The organism is Tibeticola sp., assembly GCF_022759015.1.
In the GTDB taxonomy this organism is placed as follows: Bacteria; Pseudomonadota; Gammaproteobacteria; order Burkholderiales; family Burkholderiaceae_C; genus Tibeticola; species Tibeticola sediminis.
In genome coordinates this window covers 1-4,063 of the sequence record NZ_JAEMQB010000171.1, presented here as the reverse complement: position 1 = coordinate 4,063, position 4,063 = coordinate 1, and the positions used below count along the sequence as shown (strand labels likewise).

The following is a 4,063-nucleotide window of genomic DNA, read 5'->3' as shown; positions in this document are numbered from 1 at the left end:
TCCAATTTAGAAATCGACTGATCCAGCCCGCATACATGAACAGTACAACCTTACGGCCGAGAATCTGGTCAGTCGTTCTGTCGATGGCAACGAGCTCGTTCTTGATGATGAAGTTCCGAGGCTGCGACTTCAGTACTTTAATTTCGTATTGAGCAGCGGGACGGGGAGATGACATCCGCTGGGTAACCCTTAAACTGGTGTCCCAGTAGTTACGTTCAAATTCGTTCCCCGTTTGATATTCTGCAAACTTGTAACCGCCGTCTTGCACAAGCCAGTACACCCATCGCGTATCCATCCCCCAGTTGTACGAAATCAGCACGCCATCGACATTCGAGCGACGATCCAACACTTGCTCTTCCACGATATTGTGGCAATCGATTCTGAAGATGACATGCTTATTGTTAATTCGCGCGCGTATGGAGCCATTCCATTCGCGGCCTAATGGAGCCAGGTGATTCGCGGCCGAATGAGGCCACTGGATTCGCGGCCTAATAGAGCCAGGCGATTCGCGGCCGAATGAGGCCACTGGATTCGCGGCCTAATGGAGCCATTCAAGGTGTAGCGGTTCGCGATTTCGAACTTCCGTGATCGAGTTACCCTCCGGGCTTTTTGCTCGAAGGGGGCGCGATGGGCAACAGGAGGTTCGAGATGCATCAGTACCGTCAGGTTATTCAACGGCTGCGGTTGGGCGAGACCGACCGGGCGATCGCTCGTGCGGAGCGGGTGGGCAGGGTAAAGGTCGCCTCGCTGCGGGAGTGCGCGGCGCAACGCGGCTGGCTGGACCCCGCCGGTCCGATGCCCGACGACGCGAGCTTGGCCGCCGGGCTCGGTACGCCGCAGCGTCCGCCGCAGAATCTGTCCAGTGTCGAGCCGTTCCGGGAGAATCTGCTCGCCTGGCATGCCCAGGGGATCCAGGCCACGACCATGCACCGGGCCCTGGTGCGCAACCATGGCTACGGCGGCAGTGTGCACGCGGTGTACCGCTTCCTCGAGCGCGAGGTGCCGTCCACGCCGCAGGCCACGGTGATGCTCGATTTCGCCGTCGGCGAGAGTGCGCAGGTGGATTTCGGCCAGGGGCCCGCAATCACCGACCGCCGGACCGGCGACGCCTTCAAGACGTGGATCTTTGTGATGACGTTGGCTTGGTGTCGTCATCAATATGCCGAGTTGGTGCGCAACCAGAAGGTCGAGACCTGGCTTGCCTGTCACCGTCACGCGTTCGAGTGGTTCAACGGTATTCCGCGCTCGGTGCGGATCGACAATCCCAAGTGCGCCATCACCCGAGCCTGTTACTACGAGCCCGAGGTGCAGCGGGCCTATGGCCAGCTCGCGTTGGGCTACTCCTTTCGCATCGACCCGTGTCCGGTGCGAGACCCCAAAAAAAAGGGGCGGGTGGAATCGGGGGTGAAATATGTCAAGTCGAGCTTCGTGCCGCTGCGCGAGTTTCACAGCCTGGAGCACGGCAACGAGCAGCTGCGCGAGTGGGTCATGGGCGAGGCCGGCAATCGGATCCACGGCAGCACCCGCGAGCGGCCGTTGAAGCTGTTCACCGAGACCGAGCAGGCGATGCTGCAGCCGCTGCCCGCGATCGCGCCGGAGTGCCCGGCGTGGGCCAAAGCCAAGCTGCACCCTAACTGCCACGTCCAGTTTGAGTATTGCTACTACTCGGCTCCGTTCGCGCTGATCGGGCAAGAGTTGTGGCTGGAAATCGCCCCCAGTGCGCTGCGCATCTATCGCGACCACGATCTGGTCGCCGTGCATCCCCGGCTGTTCAAGCCCGGCACCCGATCCACCGTCGACGAACACCTGCCGCCGGATGCCGTGGCCTTCCTGATGCGCGACCCGCAGTTCTGCTTGAAGCAAGCCGAGCGGGTCGGGCCGGCCTGCCAAGCGGTGGTCGAAAGTCTGTTTGGCGACCGCGTCCTCGATCACTTGCGCGCCGCGCAAGGCCTGCTGCGCCTGGGCGAGAGCTTCGGCAGCAAACGACTCGAGGCCGCCTGCGCCCGGGCGCTGAACTTCGGCACCCCGACCTATCGCAGCGTCAAGCAGATTCTCAGCAACGGCTTCGACCAGCAACTCGAGCTGGCCGAGTTCCCCGCGCTGGAAGCACCCTACCTCGGCGCCGGGCGCTTCAGCCGCCACGGCGCCGATCGGATGCACTAGCCACCACCCCCAACCACAACGTCGTTCCCCCCGTCGTCCAACGCCACCACCGGAGATTCAACATGAACCCCATGCCTTCGCTTGAACCCATGCTCAAACAACTGCGCCTGTCCGGCGTCCTCGACTCTCTGGAGGCACGCAACCGCCAGGCCATCGAATCCAAGCTCGCCTACACCGACTTCCTCGCCCTGCTCATCCAGGACGAGGTCGCTCGCCGCCACCAACGCCAGTTCGATCAGCGCAGCCGCAAGTCACAGGTCTCCTCCGACAAGACCCTGGAACGCTTCGACTTCAGCGACAATCCCACCATCGATCGCGCCTATATCGCCGACCTCGCCACTTGCCGCTTCGTGCTGGAGAAAGCCCCGGTTTTAATCGTTGGTCCGGTCGGCACCGGCAAGAGTCACTTGGCCCAGGCGCTGGTGCACTGTGCGTTGCGTCAGGGCTATGAGGTGCTCTTCACCACCCAGGCCAAGCTGCTGGCCCAGATGCACGCCGCACGCGCCACCAACGCCTATGATCGCAAGCTCCAGCAGCTCGCCAAGATCCCCCTCATCGTCATCGACGATTTCGGTCTGCGGCCGCTACGCACACCCCAGGACGAAGATCTCCACGATCTCATCGCCGAGCGTTACGAACACGCGAGCACCATCGTCACCAGCAATTTGGATGTGGACGAGTGGCGCGCCGCGTTCCCCAACAAGCTGCTCGCCGCGGCCACCGTTGATCGACTTCGCGATGGCGCTTACCGCGTGCTTCTCGACGGCGAGACACGTCGTCGGCCCAGGCCGCTGCCCGCCGGCCCGGCCGCGGCGAGCGCCCGGCCTGACAAGCGCACGACCACCAACGCCCGGTCGGCGGCATGAGTGCCGTCGCGATGAACTCGTGCACTCGCAATTCGCCGACGGCGATGATGGACGACCGAAACGACCCCGATGCACCAAGCCGGGGCGCTCAGAACGCGCTACAAGCGATTGGCGATTGCCGGGTGGGACTCTACCCCCACCCCAAAGTCTTGATGCCGGTCGCCGTCCGCGTGCACGTACGTCACGCGTCCGCGGTGAACAAGACGACCACCAAGCAACACCGAGCCAACGACATGCAACATCAGATCCGCGGCACCGAAAAACGACCGAAAACAATGCTTGTAACCAACCCTCAAAACCGCTAAAACACTACCTGTTCGAGATCACGAAATCGACACTCTGAACTGGCTCTATTACGCCGCGAATCGCTGGCTCAATTAGGGCGCGAATTGACAGTACGCAACTAGGCGTAGTTCGTATGGGCAGGATCGGCTTGACGCAGGCGGAGCGCGGCTATTGGCGAGGTGAGCCAGCAAATTTCTTTGCATAGTTTCGGGGGCGAAGGCCCGTGGTGATGCCTCGTCCGAGACCGCTATTGTTAACGTCTGACACTCTCGCACAAGGGAGGCACCTGATATCAGGTGCGGTGGATACGCGCGCGAGGCCAGCATCGACCGCGCCGTGGCCGCGTTTCCCGATGCGGCCGCCATCTACGAGCGGTACATCGCGACGCTGCGCCGCCTCGGTCACGAGGTGAGCGCGATCAGGATGTTTGATGTCTTGATTTGCACGATAAGTGATGGTCATGGTCGGCGTTTGCGGCGGGTCGGATGCGATGGTGCGACGCACAACAAATGAGTTCAGGCAGGGTTTTCCATGGAAACGCTGACCGACCGGTAACGACCCGAAGCGGACGTACGATTTTGCGTCCGGCGTCAGAGCTCGAACTGGGAGCTACCGCCTTATCCGCACGCGGATCTCGACCAGGGCACCCACCGCGTCCGCAGATTTCTTGATAGTGCTTAGCGTCGGACGAGTGCACACGCCGCTCTCCAGACGCGACACGACGCTCTTGGTAGTCCACATTCTCGCGG

Annotated in this window: 4 protein-coding genes and 1 pseudogene; 4 read left to right on the top strand and 1 reads right to left on the bottom strand. The window is 62.0% G+C overall.

The window, feature by feature from the left end; translation table 11 throughout:
* The coding region (locus JHC36_RS10850) for a hypothetical protein (RefSeq protein ID WP_287918996.1) at positions 1-349 on the bottom strand (349 nt) is incomplete at its 3' end.
* 299 nt (positions 350-648) lie between these two features.
* Between JHC36_RS10850 and istA the strand changes: the two genes are divergently transcribed.
* The 4 genes and pseudogenes from istA to JHC36_RS10830 all read left to right on the top strand — a co-directional run.
* Entirely contained in the window at positions 649-2,163 is a 1,515-nt protein-coding gene (gene istA, locus JHC36_RS10845) for an IS21 family transposase (RefSeq protein WP_503007042.1), read from the top strand.
* Positions 2,164-2,225: 62 nt separating this feature from the next.
* Positions 2,226-3,029, top strand: a complete 804-nt coding sequence (istB, locus tag JHC36_RS10840; RefSeq protein WP_287918990.1) for an IS21-like element helper ATPase IstB — start codon at positions 2,226-2,228, stop codon at positions 3,027-3,029.
* Positions 3,026-3,334 carry a hypothetical protein gene (locus JHC36_RS10835; protein WP_287918988.1) on the top strand — a complete coding sequence of 103 codons (309 nt, stop codon included), beginning with the start codon at positions 3,026-3,028 and terminating at the stop codon, positions 3,332-3,334. Before istB ends, JHC36_RS10835 begins: the two co-directional genes overlap by 4 nt.
* A gap of 292 nt (positions 3,335-3,626) precedes the next feature.
* A pseudogene (locus JHC36_RS10830) lies at positions 3,627-3,827 on the top strand (hypothetical protein); the annotation flags it as partial.
* Positions 3,828-4,063 lie beyond the last annotated feature (236 nt).

Bases quoted from the DNA above. Each gene is read 5' to 3' on its own strand.
- istA (WP_503007042.1), top strand. From the start codon at position 649: ATGCATCAGTACCGTCAGGTTATTCAACGGCTGCGGTTGGGCGAGACC.
- JHC36_RS10835 (WP_287918988.1), top strand. From the start codon at position 3,026: ATGAGTGCCGTCGCGATGAACTCGTGCACTCGCAATTCGCCGACGGCG.
- istB (WP_287918990.1), top strand. From the start codon at position 2,226: ATGAACCCCATGCCTTCGCTTGAACCCATGCTCAAACAACTGCGCCTG.